This window comes from Muricaecibacterium torontonense (genome assembly GCF_004793925.1).
GTDB lineage: Bacteria > Actinomycetota > Coriobacteriia > Coriobacteriales > Atopobiaceae > Leptogranulimonas > Leptogranulimonas caecicola.
Genome location: NZ_SRYE01000004.1, coordinates 233,322 through 252,730, shown reverse-complemented (window position 1 = coordinate 252,730; position 19,409 = coordinate 233,322). Strand labels below are relative to the sequence as shown.

Genomic DNA, 19,409 nt, shown 5'->3' with positions numbered 1-19,409 from the left:
CTACGAGTCCCGCTACTTCTCTGTCTTCTATGACGATGCAGGCCAGGCGGTTGCCGCCGACGTGTCCCATATCGCCTCGGTGGACAAATCCGGAGCCGTCGCCCTCGCCGATGCAGTGGTCGCTCAGGCTGCCGAGAAACCCCAGCTCCCAAAGGCGGGTGCTTCTGAGGGGACTCAAAGCCCCCAGGCTTTGGGGACCTATGGCTTTTCCGGCGCCTATCGCTATCTTTTCTCGGCAGATCCTAAAGGCGAGCGCGTCACCTTTCTAGACTGCAGGCGGCAGTTGGATCAGTCTTGGCGGTCGGTGGCCACCTCGATGGCCATGGCGGCGGGCTATGGAGTGGCAAGCCTCATCATTGTGCTGGCTTCGAAACAGCTGGTACGGCCTTTGGTAGAAGCGCAGCGAAAGCAGCGCCGTTTCATCACCGATGCAAGCCATGAGCTTAGGACGCCTCTATCCATCATCTTGGCCAACGCTGACCTGTTGGAGTTGGAGGGGGAGGACGACCCAGAGAGCATCGGTGACATAAAGTCCCAGGTGCGACGCATGGAATCGCTCACCGATGATCTGGTGGCGCTCGCCCGTCTGGAAGAGGCTCATGCCCAGGCGAAAACCGGCTCAGTGGATCTTTCTGCAGTGGTACAAGAGGCGATCGCACCCTACGAAGCGGTGGCGGCCCAGCAATCAAAAGAGCTGATAGTCGAGGTGGCCTCTGGCCTTGTGGGCTCAGGCAGCGCTCCAGAGATGGGAAGCCTGGTGGGAATCCTTTTGGATAACGCCTTTAAGTACTCGCCGGAAGGCGCATCTGTGCAGGTGGGTCTAGCGGCCTCCAAAGATGGGAAATCGGCAGAGCTTCGCGTGTTCAACGCCACCTGCGAACCTCTGGATCCTGCCCAACTTCCCGCTCTGTTCGACCGCTTTTATCGGACCGATGAATCCCGCGCCTCAGAGACGGGAGGCCATGGCATTGGGCTTGCCATGGCAAAGGCTTTCGTAGGGGCGGCAGGGGGGGGACCATTGTGGCCACCGCCCCTGAGCGCTCGACCTTTGTGATAGAGGTGTCGCTGCCCCTGCATAAAAACGTCTCCTGTCGCCGGGAGGGCGACAGGAGACGCAAGAGGCGTGGGGTGCCCAATGGTTCTAGTTAGCGCTCGTCCGGGTCATTGGGATGGGCGGGCTTCTCGGCGCCGGGCTTAGGCTTTTCGATGCCCACCGGCTTGCCCTGAGCATCGAAGATGATCTTGGGGTGGCAGCCGGTGCGGTCGGAGCTCTCGTTGCCGCCAATGACGTTGGCCTCGATCTCTGCCAGGGTATCAGCCATCTCGTCTGCCAGATCGGCAGAGAGCACATCGTCTTCGTCTGACTCCTCGTCGATCTCAGGCTCGCTCAGGCCCAAGGGCACGCGCTCCAGCACAGGGGCCGGTGTGGCGCGACTAAAGAGCGGCACATACTCGAAGAGGACGCCAGAGGTGGCCAGACCGTACCACTGGGCAGCGTTGCCGCAGATGCGGCGAATGGCGTATTTTACGCTCATGACGGTGCGGTCGTTGCCGGAGAGCTCGGTCTCGGGGGTGAGGAGCTTGCGCAACATCACGAAGCGGAAGTCGCCCACCTTGCCGGGATCGCGGTAGATGGAGTAGTTGATGGGCTGGGGAGCCATCTCGCCGGTGTCTACCAGGTCGCCAATAACCTGGCGCAGGTAGGTGTTCACGCGCTGGTTCATCTTGAAGCCCAGGTGCAGGGTGACTTTGAAGATGAAGTCGGTGCCAAAGTTATTGACGGTGTAGGCGTGGGTGTAGGGCTCGTCGGTCACGCGCACCGTGAGGAAGAAGTAGCAGCGGGCACGCTTGGGGCGCTTGTCCAAAATGGAGTAGAGGATGTCGCGGTCCAACATGTCCGGGGTGGCGTCGTTGGTGAGAAACACCACGTTGTCTGCCAACATGGGGATGTGCTCATCTGCGGTAAGGCGCTCCAGCTGTGGGATATAGCGGCTTACCGGCAGATAAACCGATTGGGAGCGCTCGATGGCCGAGCCGCGGCGCCAGACATACATGATGTAGAAGATGACGGCCGCCATAAGGATGGTGACATAGCCGCCATGGAGGAACTTGGCCAGAGAGGATAGGAAGAATGCGCCTTCCAAAGCGAGGAAGAAGACGGCAAAAACCACTGCCAGCGCGGTGTGACGGCGCACCTGAGAGAGATAGACCGTGAGCAGCAAGGTTGTCATGAGCATGGTGATGGTGATGGCCAGGCCGTAGGCGGCCTCCATGGCGTAGGAGGTCTTGAACAGCAAAACCACGCCAATGCAGCCTATCCACATGACGGTGTTCACCATGGGGATATAGAGCTGGCCCTTGGTTTGAGAGGGGTAGGTGACCCTTAGGTGGGGCAACAGGTTCAAGCGGGTGGCCTCAGAGACCAGGGTGAACGAGCCTGTGATGAGCGCCTGGCTGGCGATAAGGCCGGCCACTGCCGAAAGCACCACGGCAAAAGCGCGAAGGTCTACGGGCATCATCTCAAAGAAAGGATTCAGGCCCTCCAGGGAAGCCAGCTGGGCGTTACCGGAGTTGGCGATGATCCAAGCGCCTTGGCCTAGATAGTTGAGGAAAAGGCAGGTTACCACGAAAGGCCAGGAAGCGTAGATGTTGACTCGGCCTACATGGCCCATGTCAGAGTAAAGGGCCTCAGCACCGGTGGTAGCCAGAAAAACGAAGCCCAACACCGCAAAGCCCGCCTTATTAAGGGGCCCAAAGAGGAACATGATGCCGCGCAAGGGGTTCAAGGCGCGAAGCATGTCCCAATTGCCGGCCAGGTTCACTACGCCCATGATGGCCAGGAATAAGAACCAGGTGCACATAAGGGGGCCAAAGAGCTTGCCGATGGAGTTGGTGCCCGCACGTTGGAGCAAGAACAATCCGCACAAGATCACGACGGTGATGAGCACGACGAGCGTAGGAGTGTCGCCCAAAAACGCATGGCCGGCCTCGATGGTGCGAAGGCCTTCGACGGCGGTGGTGACCGTGACTGCGGGGGTTAAGATGCCGTCTGCCAAAAGAGCAGCGCCGCCAATCATAGCGGGCAGGATGAGCCACTTGGCGCAGGAGCGCACCAGCGAGTAGAGGGCGAAGATGCCGCCTTCGTTGTGGTTGTCTGCGCGCATGGCGATAAGCACATATTTGACTGTGGTGATGAGCATCACGGTCCAAATGATGAGGGAGACGGCGCCAATGATCATGTCTTGGGAGACGCTTTCAAGGCCGCCGTTGCCCTCGACAATGGCTTTCATAACGTAGAGAGGGCTGGTGCCAATGTCACCGTAGACCACGCCCAGGGTTACAAGGGACATGCCAAGAGAGAAGGGGATTGCCCCGTGGCCCGCCTTCTTGGCGACGGCCGGAACTGTGGATGCCAAAAGATGCCTCCTCGTAGGGGTGAAAAACCCACGTAAAACGGATAGTGCTCAAGAACCTAGCGATGATACGCCTCTTTTATAAACCATGTGCTCTCAAGAAGCTCGAAGACCCTCAAGAGCGTGGCTGCACGTTGAGGAATTCCCCTAAAAAAGCGAAGGAGCAAAACGCATCTGTAAGAGAAGAAGCCCTAGGTGCAAGGCGCTTTTGAGTCTATTCCCAAGCATGCAAAAGAGCACGCAATGGCACAGGGATTTTCTCGGCTGCCTCAAGGGCTTAAATCAGAGTACTCTCAATAGGAGACCCTTGATCTTTTAGGTTATATACGCCGCACAGCTGTCCTGGCAGTGCGGCCCGCATCCAAGGAGCCCCTATGGCAGACACGTCCACCATTCCTCAAGCCCCTGCGCCCCCTGCGCCCGCGTCAGCCCCTGACTCCTCTTCAAAAGAGCTGGTGTGGCACGGCGCCAATGGGCAGCGCATAAGCTATAGGGCCACCGCTGAGCTGCTGCCCATCCATCATTACGAGACTGGGGCACTCATAGGCATGATGTTCATGATCAGCTATCTGGCTCAAGACGGCACCGATGACCGGCCTGTGACCTTTCTTTGGAACGGCGGCCCCGGCGCTTCCTCAGACATGATCAATATCGGCGGCCTGGGTCCCCACTATGTGCCTGTGCGCGGCACGGATCATCTGAGCAATCCCAGCGTGTACAGGGACAATCCCTACACGTTGCTCCAGGAATCCGACCTGGTGTTCATCGACGCCTTTGGATGCGGCCTCTCTAAGGTGGACCCTTCTTTCGACGCCAAGACGATCTGGGGCGTCGATGGCGACGCCAGCGCCTGCGCCTCGGGAGTGGCTGCGTGGGTCCAAAAGCACCATCGCTACAATTCGCCACTCTTCCTCTACGGTGAGTCCTATGGCACGTTGCGCAATGCCCTGGTCTTCAGGCTGCTGGGGGAGCGAGGCGTCTCTGTCACCGGCGTCGTCGAGCAGTCCTCCATCCTGGACTTTGCCCCCACGCTTTCTGGCAACGACGACTATTACTTGGGCATGCTTCCCCTCTATGCGGCTGCTGCGTGTCACTTTGGCAAGGCGGGAGCGCAAAGCGCCGTCTCTGAGTGGTGGGACAAGGCTCAAAGCTTTGCAGATACCACGTTGGCGAGCGCCATCACCCAGGGGGACAATCTCTCGACAGAGACGTTTAACGATGTGGCCCAAGAGATGAGCCGGCTCATTGGCCTGAGCCCTGACTTTATCAAGAGCCGCGGCCTACGTATCGAGCTCGATGACTTCAGGGCCCATCTCTTGGAATCCGAGGGCAAGTTTATCGGGCGCTATGACATGCGCTATACCTCCTTTGCCTATAAGCCCGTCCAAGGGGACAGCGAGTTTTTCTCGGGCGAAGACCCCTCTATGGACGCCATCAATTCCCCTTACGTCTCGGCCTATCTACGCTTGGTCCAAGAGACAGGCTATGAGGTGGACCCCAACTACAACGCCCTCAACTTCAAGGTGAACCAGGCATGGAACTGGGCTCATCAGGCGCCAGGCACCCAGGGGATGCCCATCGTGCCCGACGGGTCCTTTGACATCTCTTGCGCCCTGCGACGCAATCCCCGAGCTCATATCCTTTTCATTGGCGGCTATTTCGATGCAGCGACACCCTTCTGGAACGTGCGCCACGACATGGCCAAACTCTTCTTGCCGCCCGAGCTCAAGGCACAGATCCAGTATCGCGTCTATGAGACGGGCCACATGACCTATGCCGACGACAAGGTACCCGCACTCTTGGCCGCCGACCTCAAAGCGTTCTACGGCAAATGCACGCGCGCGCTGGACGACTAGGGTTTCTCGGCAAATAGTCGCTCAAGCAAAATGCGCGGTCTCCCTATGAGAGATCGCGCATTTTGCTGTTTTGCAACGCCTAAGCAAGCTGCGGTTATCTGGGCGGCCGTGCGCAAGCCCAAGGTATCCAGACCCCAAGTTCGGTGCTTAATGGCGATTGCCTCCCTGACGGCCTTGGCCCTTGCGGTTTTGGCCTTGCGGGCCGCTTCCCGTAGGCCTGCCCCCTCTGCGAGGGCCAGGGGCGCCATGGAGCCTCTGGCCTCTTGGTTGCCGAGAAGAGCTGTCCTTCCCATAGGGGCGCTTGCCCTGGGTGGCGCCATTGCCTCGTCTGCCTCGGCCGGAGTGCGAAGGCGTTGTGCGCCCGCGTGCAGCAGCCTCTTTGGCGCGCCTGGCCTTGAGCTCGGCAAGCTTCTCCTCTGAGATCGGCGTGCGGCGCACCAGATAGACGTGGTGGATCTTGGCGTTTCGCTCGAAGTCTTGAGGGATGGTGCCTTGGGTGGCGTCTTGGATCTCGACGCCTGCGCGGCTTAAGGCCTCCACATCAGGAGTGAAGTTTCTCAGGTTGCAGGAGAACAGACACACGCCGTCGCGGGTGAGCAGGCGGGAGATGCCTATGAGCAGCTCGGCATGGTCTGCCTGCACATCGAAGGTGCGTGATCCCATAGAGGAGGAGTTGGAGAAGGTGGGGGGATCGCAGTAGATGAGGTCCCAGCGGTTTTTGGTGCGCCGCTGCTCGTCCACCCAGCGCAACACGTCTGCCTTGATGTACTCGTGGTTCTCTCCCACAAAGCCGTTGCGCTCCATATTGCGCTGCGCCCAGTCCAAATAGGTATAGGACAGGTCTACGGTGGTGGTGTAGCCAGCACCACCATCGGCTGCATAGACGGTGCCGGTGCCGGTATAGGCGAAGAGGTTCAGGAAGCGCTTGGAGCCCTGCATGGCCTTGGCCATCTCGCGGATCTCTGCGCGCACCAGGCGGTGATCCAGGAACAGGCCGCAATCCAAGCGATCTACCAGGTTGATCTCAAAGAGCAGGCCGCCTTCCTCCACCAGCTTGGCGCCGGGGGCAAGCGGGGCTCCGGCCACCCTGCGAAGCTTTGGCTTGCGCACCCGTGCACCCGGCGCTTTGGACTTTGCCAAGAGTTCCTGGGAGCGAATGGAGCGGGTGATGTCTTCAGGGGCCGCATACTGCGAGCCTCCCTTGGAGTGCTGGCGCACGCGCAGCGCCACGTCCCGGCCTCGGACTCCCACAACTCTTGGAGCCACCGTGAGCACGTCGATCAAGCGGCGGCGGACCTTCTCGGTATCGATCTCTTTGGGAGCGGCATACTCTTGCACCACCAGCCAGCGGCCCGGCGTCTGAGGGGCTCCCTGGAACAGATCCAATGCCACATTGTAGTCTGGCAAGTCCTGGTCGTAGACCCGATAGCAGGTCACGTCCTCTTCCAGGGCCCAGGACTTGCGCGCCTTGGCCACCTTCTCCAGGCGGGCGGCAAACTGGTCGGTGGTGGGCACCAGCACGGGGATCTGATCGCCTCCGGAAAGAGTGACGGTGGCTGCCGGCTCCAAGGCCACATTGTCGTAGGCACGCAGCGTCGCGTCGCCCTTGCCCAGCTTTACCTCTAGGGTCTCCTGAGGCTCCGTGCCCAGGAGGGCGTCCAGAGCCGCGTCGCGGGTGAGGCAGGAGGCGGGGCAGATCTCGGGCAGTCCCGAGAATAGCGAGGCCAAGCAAGAGAACGCCTCGGCTTCCCTGGGCGCCTCATCGGCATGGAGCCAGGAGAGGTCTGCTACTGCCAGGCGGTTTTCGCTCAAACGCTCGCCCAAGTGCATCGCTTCCTTTACCGAGAAGAACTCCGGTTCCCGGTCGATGCCGGCGGCGCGCAGGATAGAGCGCACGGCGGTGGCATAGCCCTCGCGGCTGTCAGTGGCACAGAGGATCAATGGGCGGTCTTTGCCCTGGTCTGCCCGGTGCTCAGCCTCTTTGCAGACAAGCGTCCAGGTGCGGGTGGCATGCTTGAGCCAATGGGTGAACCCCCAGGTCACACGCAGAAGGCCGGGAGCGCGATCCAAGGCGATCTGCGCGGCTTCTGCCACCAGCGACCCGTTGCCCGCAAAGGCCACGGCTAGAGAAGGGGCGATGTCTTCGCTTACCATGTGCTGCCAGCCGGAGGTCCAGAGCATGGCGGCGGCATAGTCTGCCCTTAGCGCGGGGATGGTGGCTCTGCGCTCGGCGCGCTCATAACCGCGCTGGAACAGTGCGGCGCCAGAAAGGTCGATGCCAACGGAGAGGTGCCCCTCGCGCAGACGCACGCGAATACGGAGGTCGGGGCGCTGGGTGTCCACATTGGGACGCACGCCGCGCGCCGCCAACATGCGGTCAACGATGGCGTCCTTCACACGCTGGGACACATAACGGGTGTTGTCGAGCCCCGCCGATTCACCGGTGGAAAAGACGGCAAAAGTGGAGGAGGGGGCCAAGTGTTCCTCCCAAGGTATGGCAGAAGCTACCTGGTAGAGGTCTTCTGGCCCAGAGATGGGAGCTTGCTCGATGACGGCCACGATGGTGCTGGCCATGCGGCTCCACATGCAGGCGGTATAGGCATCGCGTAGAGGTCCCTCAAAAGAAACCTGGCCCATAAGAGGGCGCACTCGAGAAGCGCCAAGGGATTCAAGCTCTGAAGCCAAGAGGTGCTCAAGACCCGTGGGGCAGGTAGCGTAAAAACGCATATAGCCGCCTTTCTTCCTTTTTCAAGCAGACACAGACACCATCCTAACGGTCCGAGGTGCCTGTGTCTGCTAATTCATACCATTGGCCTAAGCAGGCCTCAGTCATCTTGTGCCCCTTGGTAGTTAGAGCTCTACCGAGAGATAACGCTCGCCGGTATCCGGCAGCACGGCAACGATGACGGCCCCCTCAAAGTCAGGGCGAAAAGCCAGTGCCAAGGCGGCTGCCACCGCAGCGCCCGAGGAGATGCCTACTAAAAGCCCCAGCTCTTCTGAGAGGCGCACTTTGGTGGCGACGGCATCATCAGAGGTGACAGGCAAAACCTCGTCTACCACTGAAGCGTCGTAGTTGTCAGGGACAAAGTTGGCGCCAATGCCCTGGATCTTATGGGGGCCGGCGGGCTTTCCAATAAGCACCTGAGACTCTGCAGGCTCCACGGCAACCGAATAGACGGAGGGCTTCATCTCTTTGAGGAAGCGCGCGGCGCCAGAGATGGTGCCGCCGGTGCCTACACCGGCCACGATGGCGTCCACGCCGCCATCGGTGTCATGCCAGATCTCAGGGCCAGTGGTGCGGTAGTGAGCCAGAGGATTCTCAGGGTTTGAGAACTGGCCCATTACCTTGGCTCCCTCGATCTCTTTCTCTAGCTGAGCAGCCTTGTTCACCGAGCCCGTCATGCCTTCGGAGCCCGGTGTGAGCACGATCTTTGCACCATAGGCGGCCGCAAGCTTGCGGCGTTCAACGCTCATGGTCTCAGGCATCACCAAAATCATGGAATAGCCGCGCTCGGCAGCGATCATGGCCAGGCCCACGCCGGTGTTGCCGCTGGTGGGCTCGATGATGGTGCCGCCGGGTTTGAGCGTGCCGTCCAGCTCTGCGGCGTCAACCATGGCGCGGGCTATGCGGTCTTTTGCAGAGCCGCCGGGGTTTTTGGCTTCGAGCTTGCCCAAGATGGTGGCCCTGCCTTCGCAAAGCAGCGACAGGTCTATCAGCGGGGTGTCCCCAATGGCTGCGCTTACACTGGTGGCGATGTTCATAGATCCTCCTTGATATCGCCTGGTTAAACCGCTCTCTTGCCTGCGCCTGCAGGCGTGTCAGGAGAGCGTGATGGCTTAGTACCCAAAGTCGTTAGAGCGTTGCCTTGGCGATGGCGGCTTTGATCTCATCGATACCGGCGCCGGTGGCAGAGGAGCTTATCAAAAGATCCGACGGCTCCATCCCCAGTTCCTTGGCAATCAAGGACCTTTGGCGTCCTTGTTGCGAGCGACTGAGTTTATCGGCTTTGGTAAGCACGATTTGCAAAGGGTAGCCGCCTTCTTGGAGGAAGGTCACCATGTCGCGGTCGAGAGCGGAGGGCTCGTGGCGGATGTCGATCAAAGAGATCACCAGGTTGAAGCTGCGCTCTTGGTCAAAGTAGCCAGCGATGAGGTCTGCCCAGCGCTGCTTTTCTGAGCCGCTGACGGCCGCATAGCCGTAACCGGGCAAATCCACGAGATAGATGCCGTCCACATCATAGAAGTTGATGGTGGCCGTTTTGCCGGGCTTGGCGCTTACCTTGGCCAACGCCTTGCGGCCTACCAGCCTGTTGAGCAGGGATGACTTGCCCACGTTGGAGCGCCCAACAATGGCTACCTCGGGACGGGCGGCCTCTGGCAGCTGTTCAGCAGTGCCAAATGCCGCCTCGAAGCGGGCGTCAGAATAGTTGATCTTTGCCATAGGGATGCCTTTCTATGCGCGTCTCTGTTCATGATGCCCGACTCGACGGCCTGCTATGGCCCCGGTGCATATATTTGCGGATTCTTCTGTTAAAAAAGTGCGTTGGCTGCCATTCAGCCTACTACCAGGGTTGTAGGGACAGCAGCGCTTCTAAAATGAGCTGAAGAGGAGTCACGCAGGTTTCTTTTAGGACCTGTGGATTTTGGTTCCACACATATCCACAAGGAAGGGATACCCATGGAAAAGAATATCCAGGAGCGCGCGCAGCTCTGGAAAGAGAATGTCGACGAACCTGAGCTCATCGCCGAGCTCGAGGATCTGTTGGCCAAGAACGATGAAGATTCTATTGTCGATGCCTTCTATCGCGATCTGGAGTTTGGCACCGCCGGCCTTCGCGGCGTGCTGGGCGTAGGCACCAACCGCATGAACGTCTATACCGTCTCCCAGGCCACCCAAGGCCTGGCAGACTATCTGAACGCCCACTTCGAGAACCCTTGCGTGGCCATCATGCGCGACTCGCGCAACAAGGGCGAGGAGTTTGTGAAGGCTGCTGCCAGCGTGCTGGCCGCTAACGGCGTGAAGTCTTTGGTGGCTCCTCGCATCGAGCCGGTGCCCGTGCTCTCCTTCACCACCCGTCATCTGGGGTGTTCGGCAGGCATCGTCATCACTGCCTCCCACAACCCCGCTCCCTACAACGGCTACAAGGTATACGGCCCCGACGGCTGCCAGATCGCCAATGAGGCTGCTGACGAGATCCAGGACTCCATCAACAAGACCGACATCTTCAACGGCGTGAAGACCATGGACTTTGGTCGGGCCGAGGAGCAAGGCCTGGTGAGCTGGATCCCCGATCAGGTCATCGAGGACTACCTGGACGCCATTCAGACTGTCTCTGTGCCTGGCTGCGTGGCCGAGGACGGCTCCTTCAAGGTGGTCTACACCCCGCTCAACGGAAGCGGCCTGGAATGCGTCACCAAGATTTTGTCCCGCGTAGGCATCGACAACGTGGTGGTAGTGCCCGAGCAAAAAGAGCCCAACGGCGATTTCCCCACCTGCCCCTATCCCAACCCCGAGATCCGCGAGGCTCTGCAAAAGGGTTTGGAGCTCTGCGACGAGGTCAAGCCCGACCTGCTTCTGGCCACTGACCCCGACGCCGACCGCGTGGGCATCGCCGTTCCCCACAACGGCGACTACAAGCTGCTCTCCGGCAACGAGGTAGGCGTCCTGCTTATCGACTGGCTCACCCGCCTCAAGCAGGAGGCCGGTGAGGACGTCGCCCGCAAAGTGGCCGTCTCCACCATCGTCTCCAGCTCCATGCCCGACGCGCTGGCCGCCCACTACGGCTTTGAGATGCGCCGCGTGCTCACCGGCTTCAAGTACATTGGTGGACAGATCGACATGCTCACCTCCAAGGGCGAGGGCGACCGCTATCTGCTGGGCTTCGAGGAGTCTTACGGCTATTTGGCCGGCACCCACGCTCGCGACAAGGACGCCGTGGTCACCTCCATGCTCATCTGCGAGATGGCTGGCTGGTACGCAAAGCAGGGCAAGGACCTCTATGAGGCCATGGACGAGCTCTACCGCGAGTTTGGTTTCTACCTCAACGGCGTGGTGAACGTCACCTTCCCCGGGGCCGCCGGCGCCGACAAGATGACTTCCATCATGGCGGGCCTGCGCGAGCAGCAGCCTGCCACCATCGCTGGCTACGACGTCGAGGGCTACACCGATTACGCTGCAGGCGTCGAGATGCCCATCGTCAACAAGGACCCCGAGGATCCCACTCAGATTCTGCCTTCCGCCAACGTGCTGGAGTTCCGCTTGGCCGGCGGTCACAAGGTCATCGTGCGCCCCTCGGGTACCGAGCCCAAGATCAAGGCCTACCTGTTCTCCGTGGGCGAGACCCGCGAAGAGGCCGAGGCTGTCCAGGACAAGCTGGCTATCGACGCCAAGGAGAACCTGCTTGCCTAAGCGCCTGCGCTTCTAAGAGGACCCGCGGCGCCGTGCGTGTCCTACTGAAGAAGGCACCTCATCTTTTGAGATGGGGTGCCTTCTCTTGTGCATCCAATGGGAAACAACGCTCTCTGAACCACGGGAGGCTTTGAGAGGGCAGGACGCCCGTTGGCCTCCTAGCCGAGAAACCCTTGGCCTCAGGAATTGGCAGCGGCGCTAAACCTGAAGGCAGCAGAGAGGTCGGAGGCTACGATTGCCGGATCCCACTGATGGCCACTGTTGGCCGTGGAGGCGGGGTCGTAGACCTTGAGGGCGCCATCGTCGCCGGGAGCCAAAAGCACCCAGTGGGCGGTGGCGCCTAGAGCCCCGCCGCGGGTCTGGGCTACCACGTACGCGTTGTCTTTGAGGGCATCGGCGAGCACAGAGACCTGGCTGCCGGCTTGAGAGGCTCCTTGCGTGCCGCTCTGAGCGCTGGAGCCATCGGAAGACTGTGGGGATTCGCCAGAGGTGGCGGATGCGATATCCAGCGGCGTGACGGCGACGCCTAGGTCGGAGCTCTTCTCGGTAAAGAAGGAGGGATCGGTGCCTGAGTCCCCGGTGGCCTTGGAGGCATCGGTTGCCAGCTTGGCGATGGCGGCAGGGGAGAGGTCGGGGCTGCCGGTAAGGGCCATGATCGCCATAGAGGCGGCTACTGGGCCCGAGCCTGCGGTGGCCATATAGCCGTTGCCGTAGCTGCGGTAGCCCCACTGAAGATCCCAATCAAACAGCTCGGGGACGGTGCCTGCGGTGAGGTCGCCGGTGTAGGCGGCGGGCTCTTGGGAGTCGGCGTCTTTGCCGGCGGTGGGCCAGTTGTAGACAAAGGAGACTGCGCCAGGCTCTGTCAGGGCGAGAGAAAGCAGGGGCTCGGGATAGTTCTCTGGATGTTGAGCCAGCTCTTCGATTTGCTGGGCGCGGGCGAGGGCCTGGGAGTAGCCGGTTTTAAGGTCGCTGGGCATCTGCTCTGAGACTTGAGGGGCCTCAGGTGCGGCCTCTTGGGGATGCGAGCAGGAGACCACCCAAAAGATGATAAGGACGATCACAATAAGGATGGCGGCGGCCAGCACGATGAAGTGAGGGTCTACGGCATTGATGCGCCCCCGGCGCCCCGCGAAGTTGATGGGGTGGCGCTGGAGCTGATAGCCGCTGGCGTTGCGCCGACGCTGGCTGGGGGTCTGCAGCCCGCGACCGTGGAGCTGCGGGGAGCCGGCGCGGCGGCGTTGGCGCGATCTGGAGGAGTTGGTGTGCCTGAGCGGCGGACGCTCGCTTCCCAAATGTTGGTTCTCGTTCACAAATCCCCCTCGATACGTAATAGTGCGATGGTTCGAATAGAGCTCAATTAGATCCATGATAGCTTCTTTAGACAAGGGCTAAAAAATAGTCATGTTCTTGGGCTTCAGGAACCTGGTTGCTGCCGATAAAAACACCGATGGCCGAAGGATTTCTACCGTTGGCCGTGCCTCAATTGTTACGAAACAATCAATAGACAGCCATTAAGTGCATCAAAACTCTTTTGACAAGCCAAACTCTTTCTAAATCGCTCGGATTTCTCTTATGAGAGAGATGGGCCTTTCATACATCGTGATGCATGAAAGGTCTCCAGCACCAAAGGATTTGCGCGGAAAGGAGGAGCTCTTGGTTAAGGGACGCAACGATCGTCAAGACGCGATCCGCGAGATCGTGCGCAGCAAGAGCATCCGTACCCAGCGCGTGCTGGTCCAAGAGCTTGAGGCTGAGGGCTATGTATGCACTCAGGCTACCGTCTCTCGCGACATTGCAGACATGGGTTTGCGCAAGCTTCCTGAGGGCGTGTACGTGTTGGCTGAGGACCTCCATCTTCAGCGCATGGTTTCTGAGCTGGTTGTCGGCGTGACCGCATCCAGCAGCTTGGTGCTGGTGAAAGCCCAGCCAGGCACTGCCTCTGGCATCGCTGCCGCCATCGATGCGGCAGATCTCCCAGAAGTGGTGGGAACCTTGGCGGGCAATGACACCATTTTGGTGGTGGCCACTTCCCCTGAGGCAGCTCAGGCCTTTGAGAAGCACATAGACAAGCTTCGCAACTTCCGATGATAGCGGCCATCCGGTGATGTGATCCCGGGTGTCCGCGCCCCAGACCCCAACCGCACTAGGGTATGGCGCCCTGGTGGGTTGGCCGCACCGTTGGTAGGTCCCAACGGGCGGGCAGTCCTCAAGCAACGACTTCAAAAACTACATAGTTGTCTTTCACAGCTTTATTTAAGGCTTGTGATTGTCTCGGATCTCGCGAAGGAGCTTCTCATGACTCACACTGCTACTGCCTCTACTGCCGCCCAGACCTCTGCCCCCAAGGGCAAAGTAGTGCTTGCCTATTCCGGCGGCTTGGACACCTCCTGTTTGATTCCTTGGCTTCAGGAACAAGGTTACGAGGTGGTGACTGCTATTGCTGCCTTGGGCCAGCCCGGTTCCTCCGACATCGACGCCATCGCCCAGAAGGCCATCTCGCTGGGTGCGGTGGCTTCCTATGCCATCGATATGCGTGAGGAATTCACTGAGGACGTCTGTGCCTGCGCCATCAAGGCCAATGCGCTTTATGAGAACAAGTACCCTTTGCTCTCCGCACTTTCGCGTCCGGTGATCTGCAAGCACATGGTAGACATCGCCCACAAGGAGGGCGCTGTGGCCATCGCCCATGGCTGCACCGGCAAGGGCAACGACCAGGTACGTTTCGAGCTGGAGTGCAAGGCGCTCGATCCCAGTCTGGAGATCTTGGGCCCGGTGCGCGACTGGGACCTGCTCACCCGCTCCCAGGAGATCGAGTACTGTGCTGACCACGGCATCTTCATCGAGGTCACCAAAGAGTCTCCCTACTCCATCGACGAGAACGTCTGGGGTCGCGCCATCGAGTGCGGCGTGCTGGAAAATCCCTGGAACGAGCCCCCGGCAGACGCCTGGGTCATGACTGCGGATCCCCTCGAGGCGCCCGACCAGCCCGTTGACATTGTGATCTCCTTCGAGGCCGGCAAACCCTGCGCCCTCAACGGCGAAAAGCTGGGCATGTTGGAGCTCATCACCAAGCTCAACCACATTGCCGGCGAGGCGGGTTTTGGCCGCATCGACATGATCGAAGACCGCGTCATCGGCATCAAGAGCCGCGAGTGCTACGAGCAGCCCGCCGCCCTTACCCTTATCAAGGCCCATCAAGCCCTGGAGAGCCTCTGCTTGCCTGGCGATGTGCTCAATACCAAGCTGGAGCTGGAGCATCAGTGGGCCAAGCAGGTCTATAGCGGCCTTTGGTACAGCCCCTTGAAAGACGCGTTGGACGCCTTCTTCGAGGCCACCCAAAAGACCGTCACCGGCGATGTGCGCTTGCGCCTTTACAAGGGTTCCTGCACGGTCATTGGCACCAAGTCTGCTCACTCCATGTACGACTTTGGTCTGGCCACCTATGACGAGGGCGACACCTACGACCGCACTGCCGCCAAGGGCTTCATGGATCTCTTTGGCCTGCCCAACAAGGTCTGGGCCCAGCGCTCGCTGGAGGAGCTGGCAGAGTCTGCAGATGCGACCGACGCCTTCCTGCACACCCCGCTGGTCTTGAGCGTCGAGGCTGCCGGGGCTCCCGCCCAGGTGAAGTCCTTCTCTTAAAAACCCACCCTACCTCTCGTCACAGGAGCGCAGGCTTTTGGTGCAGCGACTCGGGCCAAAAGCCTGCGCATCTGTCGTTAAGATTCCTTGCCGATACACGCCGCCATCCCAGATGGCGCCATGCCAGAAAGTAGGACCTATGAGCCAGACAGAGACCACCTCAAACGCTGCGCCTTTATGGGGCGGTCGTTTCTCGGCAACGCCAGAAGGCGCCCTGGAGCTCTTTGGAGCCTCGTTGGGCTTTGACCAGCGGCTGTGGCCCTACGATATCGCCGGATCGCGCGCTCATGCCAAGATGCTGGGAGCCCAAGAGATCCTTTCTGCACAAGACGTGGATGCGATCCTTCAAGGGCTCGACCAGGTGGCCGCTGCCATCAAGGCAGGAGAACTCGCCTTTGACCCGGCTCAAGACGAAGACGTGCACATGGCGGTGGAACGGGAGCTCACAGCCAGGATCGGCGCTGCGGGAGGCAGGCTGCATACCGGCAGGTCGAGAAACGACCAGTCGGTCACAGACCTTCGCCTCTTTGCCAAGGATCAGGCGTGGGCGCTCTGGGAAGCCCTGGGCGCGCTGGCGGAGGCCTGCATTGCCAGGGCTCGGCAGGAGATGGGCGTGGTGATGCCCGGCTACACGCACCTGCAGCCGGCGCAGCCAGTGCTTTTCTCCCATCATCTTCTGGCCTATGGATGGATGTTTTTGCGGGATATGGAGCGCATGGCGCAGGCTGCGGCTGCAGCCGACAAGTCGCCTTTGGGAGCTGCAGCGCTGGCAGGCACCACCTACCCGCTGGACCGCTTCCAAACGGCCTCTGAGCTGGGCATGAGCGCGCCTATTCCCAACTCTATGGACGCAGTGGCAGACCGCGACTTTGCCGCAGATCTCATCTACGCCTGCTCCATGGCCCAGATGCACCTGTCGCGCCTCTGCGAGGAGCTGGTCGTTTGGTCTTCTGCCGAGTTTGGCTTCATCGAGATGGACGACGCCCACTCCACTGGCTCCTCCATCATGCCTCAAAAGAAAAACCCCGACTTTTGCGAGCTGGTGCGCGGCAAGACCGGCCGCGTCTATGGCGACCTCATGAGCCTGCTTACGGTGCTCAAAGGTCTGCCGCTCACCTACGACAAGGACCTTCAAGAGGACAAGGAGCCGCTCTTTGATGCTGTAGACACCGTGGCGGGGTCGGTGGACGCCTGCTGCGGCATGATCGCCACCATGAAGGTGAAGCGCGACGCCATGGCTTCTGCCAGCCACGAGGGCTATATGGCCGCCACTGATCTAGCCGATTGCCTGGTGGGGCAGGGCATGCCTTTCCGCGAGGCCCACGGGGTGGTGGGGCGCCTGGTGGCCGACTGCGTAGCGCAAGGCCTTACCCTCCAGCAGCTCACCTTAGACGAGCTGCGCAGCTATTCGCCCCTCTTCGACCAAGGGGCTCTGGAGGCAGTGAAGATCGACCAAGTGGTGGCCCAACGCACCACCTACGGAGGCACCGCTCCTGTCGCCGTGGAGCACCAGCTTCAAGAGATCCAGGAGGCGTTGGCCTCCCAGCGGCAGGCGCGCATCCAGGCCTCCTAAGTGCTTCGACCTTTGGGAGCGTGGGTTTATCGGTATCAAAAAAGGGCTTCTTGGCAGGAATGGTCCCTTGCCGAGAAGCCCTTTGCCTTAGGGATTGCGCGCGTGTAGGGGTTTACAGCCGCTAGAGCGCCGAGGCGTTTAGGGGGTGGGTGCAGTTTGACCTGTCTCGCCGCCGCCCTGATCAGTGCCGCCTGAGGTGTCGCCACCCTCCGTGCCGCCTGTGCCTTCCGTGCCTTGGGATGGGGCAGGCGTTTGGGCCTCGGGTTGGGTTTGGGTGGCGTCGGGCTCGGTTTGGGTGGGCACCTGCTCTTGAGGCTGCTGCTGTTGAGGGGTGCTCTGAGAGCGGCGGCCGGTGTTGCCCGAGCTCGAGGCGGTGCCGCGCGAGAACTTCCAAGAGCTGTTGGGTTTGTAGGCGGGCGCGGTTTCCTCAGTGAACTCTTGTCGAGGTGTGTCTCCCAAGTAGGCTTTCACGAAGTTGGCCCAAATGGGGCAGGAGCTGTTGGAGGGGTGGCCGTCGGACCCGCCAATGATCACGGTCTTGGAGGAATCGGGGTAACCGGTCCACACCGCCACGGCGATCTGGGGGGTGTAGCCGCAGAACCAGAGGTTGTCGGCGAGGTCTGTGGTGCCCGTCTTGCCGGCTATGGGCTGGTCGATGCCGTAGTTCTTGACCACTGAAGCCGTGGCGCCGGAGCTGGAGATGACGCCTTGGAGCACCTTGGTGGCGGCATAGGCCACCGAGGGGTCCACTGCGGTGGTAGGGGAGTCCTTGTGCTCGTAAACCTTGTTGCCGTTTCGATCCTCGATACGGGTGATGGCCACTGCGTCGCGATGCTGGCCGTTGGCGGCAAGGGTGGCATAGGCTTCTGCCATCTGCACGACGGGCACAGGAATGGTGCCTAAGGTGATGGAGTCGTAGGCGGGCAGGTCCTCGGTGACGCCCATGTCTTTGGCCGCCTGGGCGATCTTTTGGCCGCCAATGGCTTGGGCCACCTGCACATAGCCCGTGTTGGAGGAGAGCTCGGTGGCCCGGGCCAGAGAGATGTTGCCGTAGCTCACGCCGCCATAGTTTCTCACCTTCCAAGTGGAGGACACGGTGAGGGGGGAGTTGCAGTTGAGCAGCACGTCGGGGTTCACGCCTTCGCGCAGGGCGGCTACCAGTGTGAAGACCTTGAAGGTGGAACCCGGCTGGCGCAAGCCTTGGGTAGCCAGGTTCATCTGGCTCTTGGAAAAGTCGCTGCCGCCCACCATGGCCTTGATGTAGCCGGTGGAAGGGTCGATGGCCACCAGGGAGCTCTGAAGGCCCTCCTGGCCGATCTTTTGAAGCTGCTCGTTCACCGCATCCTCTGCCTGCTTTTGGGCGTCCGGATCGATGGTGGTGTAGACCTTGAGGCCGCCTTTCATCACCGTGTCGCTGGAGAAATCCTGGGAAAGCAGCTCTTTGATGTATTGGGTCCAATAGGGATAGGTGCCCGTGTTGGACATGACGTTGGTGCCCAGATTGAGCTCCAAGGGGGTGTTCACCGCCTCGTCGTATTCCTCCTGGGAGATGTCGCCGGCCTCTTTCATGCGCCTGAGCACCAGGTTGCGACGCTCGATGGAGGCGTCGGGGTGCTGGGTGGGGTCATAGAGCGACGGCGAGTTGGGGATGCCGATGAGCAGGGCTGCCTGGGCCAACGTGAGGTCTTTGGCGCTCACGTTGAAGTAGGTTTTTGACGCGGCCTCGATGCCGTAGGCGCCCGAGCCGTAGTAGATGGTGTTGAGGTACATGTTAAGGATCTGGTCCTTGGAGTACTTCTTCTCCAGCTCGGTGGCGATGTAGGCCTCGCGCACCTTGCGTCGCAGGGTCTTGTCGAACTGCTCGTCAGAGAGAACAGTGTTTCGCACCAGCTGCTGGTCGATGGTGGAAGCGCCTTCGCTGCCTCCTAGAAGCGTCACCACCACGGCGCGGGCGATGCCTTGAGGGTCTACGCCGTTGTGCTGGTAGAAACGGATGTCCTCGGTGTCCACGGTGCCCTTCACCACATAGGGCGAGATCTCGTCCAAGGTGACGGCTCGACGGTTCTCCGCATAGTATTCAGCGATCACGTTGCCCTGAGAGTCAAAGACCGTAGTGGGCTCAGAAACAAGGTAGGCGTCGTCAGACTCGAAGTCCGGAAGGTCTTTGAGCCAGTTGTCGACCACGGTTCCTAAGGAGAAGGCCAAGGCAATGGTGATGAGCACGATGAAGCCCAGAAGCCCCGCAATGCCAAAGCCAACGAAATGGGTCCTCGAGTGCCTGCGGGCACGTCGGGTCCTGATTCCCATAAAGGTCCTCCTTTACTTTACGTCCCTGTGCATTATCGGTCATGAACGCACCGTTAGGCCTATGGGGCGCTCGATTCATCTCATTTATGAAATATCGTCACCGCTGTGATAAATAGCTGTAAGAGCGCCTGTTTTACCGGCAGTTATGAGGGTTGGCAACCTTTAGGCTCAAGCCCGCTTTTATCTATAGGGGCTTGGGCGGGAGTTGG

At 60.4% G+C, this 19,409-nt stretch carries 12 protein-coding genes; 6 read left to right on the top strand and 6 right to left on the bottom strand.

All coding sequences use genetic code 11. The annotated features are described in order from the left end of the window. Positions 1-61: 61 nt before the first annotated feature. Entirely contained in the window at positions 62-1,054 is a 993-nt protein-coding gene (locus tag E5334_RS07445; RefSeq protein ID WP_136012958.1) for a sensor histidine kinase, read from the top strand. A gap of 91 nt (positions 1,055-1,145) precedes the next feature. On the opposite strand, the gene E5334_RS07440 is transcribed toward E5334_RS07445, so the two are convergent. Continuing rightward, complete coding sequence (locus E5334_RS07440; RefSeq protein ID WP_338041726.1) at positions 1,146-3,416, bottom strand: KUP/HAK/KT family potassium transporter; 2,271 nt, start codon at positions 3,414-3,416, stop codon at positions 1,146-1,148. 371 nt (positions 3,417-3,787) lie between these two features. Between E5334_RS07440 and E5334_RS07435 the strand changes: the two genes are divergently transcribed. Further along, entirely contained in the window at positions 3,788-5,269 is a 1,482-nt protein-coding gene (locus E5334_RS07435) for a S10 family peptidase (RefSeq protein WP_136012957.1), read from the top strand. A 147-nt stretch (positions 5,270-5,416) separates the two neighbouring features. Here E5334_RS07435 and rlmKL read toward each other — a convergent pair whose 3' ends face one another. The 3 genes from rlmKL to yihA form a co-directional block, all read right to left on the bottom strand. Then, positions 5,417-7,996, bottom strand: a complete 2,580-nt coding sequence (rlmKL, locus tag E5334_RS07430) for a bifunctional 23S rRNA (guanine(2069)-N(7))-methyltransferase RlmK/23S rRNA (guanine(2445)-N(2))-methyltransferase RlmL (RefSeq protein ID WP_136012956.1) — start codon at positions 7,994-7,996, stop codon at positions 5,417-5,419. Positions 7,997-8,119: 123 nt separating this feature from the next. Then, the gene (cysK, locus tag E5334_RS07425) at positions 8,120-9,031 is read right to left on the bottom strand and encodes a cysteine synthase A (protein WP_136012955.1); all 912 of its coding nucleotides are present in this window, start codon (positions 9,029-9,031) and stop codon (positions 8,120-8,122) included. A 91-nt stretch (positions 9,032-9,122) separates the two neighbouring features. Continuing rightward, positions 9,123-9,710, bottom strand: a complete 588-nt coding sequence (gene yihA, locus E5334_RS07420) for a ribosome biogenesis GTP-binding protein YihA/YsxC (protein WP_136012954.1) — start codon at positions 9,708-9,710, stop codon at positions 9,123-9,125. A 237-nt stretch (positions 9,711-9,947) separates the two neighbouring features. Between yihA and E5334_RS07415 the strand changes: the two genes are divergently transcribed. Beyond that, positions 9,948-11,678, top strand: a complete 1,731-nt coding sequence (locus E5334_RS07415; RefSeq protein WP_136012953.1) for a phospho-sugar mutase — start codon at positions 9,948-9,950, stop codon at positions 11,676-11,678. 179 nt (positions 11,679-11,857) lie between these two features. Here E5334_RS07415 and E5334_RS07410 read toward each other — a convergent pair whose 3' ends face one another. Continuing rightward, positions 11,858-13,045 carry a hypothetical protein gene (locus E5334_RS07410; RefSeq protein ID WP_136012952.1) on the bottom strand — a complete coding sequence of 396 codons (1,188 nt, stop codon included), beginning with the start codon at positions 13,043-13,045 and terminating at the stop codon, positions 11,858-11,860. Between the two features lie 286 nt (positions 13,046-13,331). Here E5334_RS07410 and E5334_RS07405 point away from each other — a divergent pair, with 286 nt between their 5' ends. The 3 genes from E5334_RS07405 (at position 13,332) to argH (ending at position 16,893) form a co-directional block, all read left to right on the top strand. Next, positions 13,332-13,766, top strand: a complete 435-nt coding sequence (locus tag E5334_RS07405; RefSeq protein ID WP_136012951.1) for an arginine repressor — start codon at positions 13,332-13,334, stop codon at positions 13,764-13,766. Positions 13,767-13,973: 207 nt separating this feature from the next. Then, positions 13,974-15,320, top strand: a complete 1,347-nt coding sequence (locus E5334_RS07400) for an argininosuccinate synthase (RefSeq protein ID WP_136012950.1) — start codon at positions 13,974-13,976, stop codon at positions 15,318-15,320. 139 nt (positions 15,321-15,459) lie between these two features. Then, positions 15,460-16,893: an argininosuccinate lyase gene (gene argH / locus E5334_RS07395; protein WP_136012949.1), complete on the top strand. Its 1,434-nt coding sequence runs from the start codon at positions 15,460-15,462 to the stop codon at positions 16,891-16,893. 138 nt (positions 16,894-17,031) lie between these two features. On the opposite strand, the gene E5334_RS07390 is transcribed toward argH, so the two are convergent. Continuing rightward, positions 17,032-19,200 (bottom strand): transglycosylase domain-containing protein, encoded by a 2,169-nt coding sequence (locus E5334_RS07390; RefSeq protein WP_136012948.1) that lies wholly within the window; start codon positions 19,198-19,200, stop codon positions 17,032-17,034. Positions 19,201-19,409 lie beyond the last annotated feature (209 nt).

Excerpts from the sequence above, each read along its gene's own strand:
- E5334_RS07435 (WP_136012957.1), top strand. The coding sequence starts at position 3,788 with ATGGCAGACACGTCCACCATTCCTCAAGCCCCTGCGCCCCCTGCGCCC.
- rlmKL (WP_136012956.1), bottom strand. The coding sequence starts at position 7,996 with ATGCGTTTTTACGCTACCTGCCCCACGGGTCTTGAGCACCTCTTGGCT.
- cysK (WP_136012955.1), bottom strand. The coding sequence starts at position 9,031 with ATGAACATCGCCACCAGTGTAAGCGCAGCCATTGGGGACACCCCGCTG.
- yihA (WP_136012954.1), bottom strand. The coding sequence starts at position 9,710 with ATGGCAAAGATCAACTATTCTGACGCCCGCTTCGAGGCGGCATTTGGC.
- E5334_RS07415 (WP_136012953.1), top strand. The coding sequence starts at position 9,948 with ATGGAAAAGAATATCCAGGAGCGCGCGCAGCTCTGGAAAGAGAATGTC.
- E5334_RS07410 (WP_136012952.1), bottom strand. The coding sequence starts at position 13,045 with ATGGATCTAATTGAGCTCTATTCGAACCATCGCACTATTACGTATCGA.
- E5334_RS07400 (WP_136012950.1), top strand. The coding sequence starts at position 13,974 with ATGACTCACACTGCTACTGCCTCTACTGCCGCCCAGACCTCTGCCCCC.
- argH (WP_136012949.1), top strand. The coding sequence starts at position 15,460 with ATGAGCCAGACAGAGACCACCTCAAACGCTGCGCCTTTATGGGGCGGT.
- E5334_RS07390 (WP_136012948.1), bottom strand. The coding sequence starts at position 19,200 with ATGGGAATCAGGACCCGACGTGCCCGCAGGCACTCGAGGACCCATTTC.